2 protein-coding genes are annotated in these 1,658 nt (G+C 54.6%); both read right to left on the bottom strand.

What is annotated here, in order from left to right; all coding sequences use genetic code 11:
* Nucleotides 1-657: CBS domain-containing protein (locus tag VAE48_RS00555; RefSeq protein ID WP_322791360.1), on the bottom strand; the 657-nt coding region annotated here is incomplete at its 3' end.
* Between the two features lie 209 nt (nucleotides 658-866).
* The gene (locus tag VAE48_RS00550) at nucleotides 867-1,151 is read right to left on the bottom strand and encodes a hypothetical protein (protein ID WP_322791359.1); all 285 of its coding nucleotides are present in this window, start codon (nucleotides 1,149-1,151) and stop codon (nucleotides 867-869) included.
* Nucleotides 1,152-1,658 lie beyond the last annotated feature (507 nt).

Genomic DNA, 1,658 nt, shown 5'->3' with positions numbered 1-1,658 from the left:
GGGGGTGTTGAGCACCATTTCGGTGACTTCCAGCCGTCCCTGGGTGGTCACAACCGAGGGGGCTGCGCTGAGCAGGTCGGTGCGGGTGACGATGCCAATCAACAGCCCGTTTTGGAGGACCGGCAGGGCGCGGATGCGTTTGACCGCCATCATGCGCTGGGCTGCCAGCAGGGTGGTGGTGGGTTCGGCAGTTTGCACATCGGCAGTCATGTACTCATGCACGCGGATGCTCTCGCCGAGCAGAGGTACTTCTTCGATGATGAGGCGGAATAAATCCGAAGCGGTGAGAATGCCCACCAGGGCTTGCTGGCGGTCGAGCACCGGCAGGGCGGTGATTTTGTTTTCCATCAACACCCGTGCAGCTTTGGCAGCCGGTACATCCGGGCGGGTGGTGATCACGCCGGTGGTCATTATCTTTTCCATGGTCAGGTTGCCGGCCATGCGGTACTGCTCCCACGAATCGCGGATGACGGGGGTCACATCGGCGCGCAGCAAATCGCGCTTGGTGACGATGCCCACCAGCCGTCCCTGCTCCACAATCGGCATGGCGCGGATCTGATGGCGGTTCATGATGCGCAGCGCGTCGTGCAGGCGGGTAGCCGGGTCGCAGGTGATGACCGGGCTGGTCATCCAGTGTTGAACCAGAGCATGTTTCATGCAAATCCTCCAATCATTGAGTACGCTCCTAGGATACAACCGGGCGGCGCAATAGTCATCCACCCGTTTTTGGAAACGGTTTCCATAAAAATATGGAAATCGGTGCAGACCGATTTCCATATTTTGGTTGAGAAAGGATGTTCTACAAACTTTAAGTTCAAAAGGATTGTTTTTGCAGTGGGGAAAGGATTCCCAAACCAGCCAGAGGATTATGATTGAGCATGGACATGTTCGAGGTAGTCTTTCCAGAAGTTGCGGAGAAAAGCCGTTAATTTGACTTGATCGAGTAAGGATTCAATTTCCTTCAAATCAAGGCGGGCAACATCTTCCGCCCTGCCGTGCAGGAGAATTGGCTGGATCAGCCACTTGCGCTGAAAGGGACTGCTTGATCCATCTGGTCTGTGCTCCAAACGATGTAGCGGGGGATTGGTTCGTCCATATCTTTGTATGATCTCGCCGGATATTTTCTCTTCGGCGATATTTACGGAGGTCAAGATTATCCCCAATTGCGTCAATTTACCACGCCGGTTCGGAATAAGCACAAAACCCAGAAAGCAGCAAAATGAACCCCCACCCACCTCCCCCAATATCGCTTTTGCGATATTGGGGGAGGCGCAGGAGGGGGCAATTGATCAGCAATGGTGAGTGTCACTTCATTCGGAGTGACATCAACCATCGGTTGTCATTGCGAGCGAGCGATAGCGAGCGTGGCAATCTCCCGCATGGCTGTTGTCTTGGCGGTGGGGGAGACTCCCGTCAGCACTGGTGAGTGTCACTTCATTCGGAGTGACGTTACAATTTCACTGCGCTCGGAATGAAGTAAACACGTCCGTTTGAACGAGCCAACAACACCAAAGGGAGTGGGGCAAGGATTTACACCAAACCAACCCTTACCCCTTTTCCGGCTTTGGCAGGGTAATATACCCCTTTTGAACGGCATACAGGGCGGCCTGAGTGCGGCTGTCCAACTGCAGCTTTGCCAGAATGCGGCTGACGTGCGA

Source organism: Bellilinea sp., from assembly GCF_034432615.1.
Taxonomy (GTDB): domain Bacteria; phylum Chloroflexota; class Anaerolineae; order Anaerolineales; family Anaerolineaceae; genus Bellilinea.
This window is presented reverse-complemented; position numbering and strand designations above follow the sequence as displayed.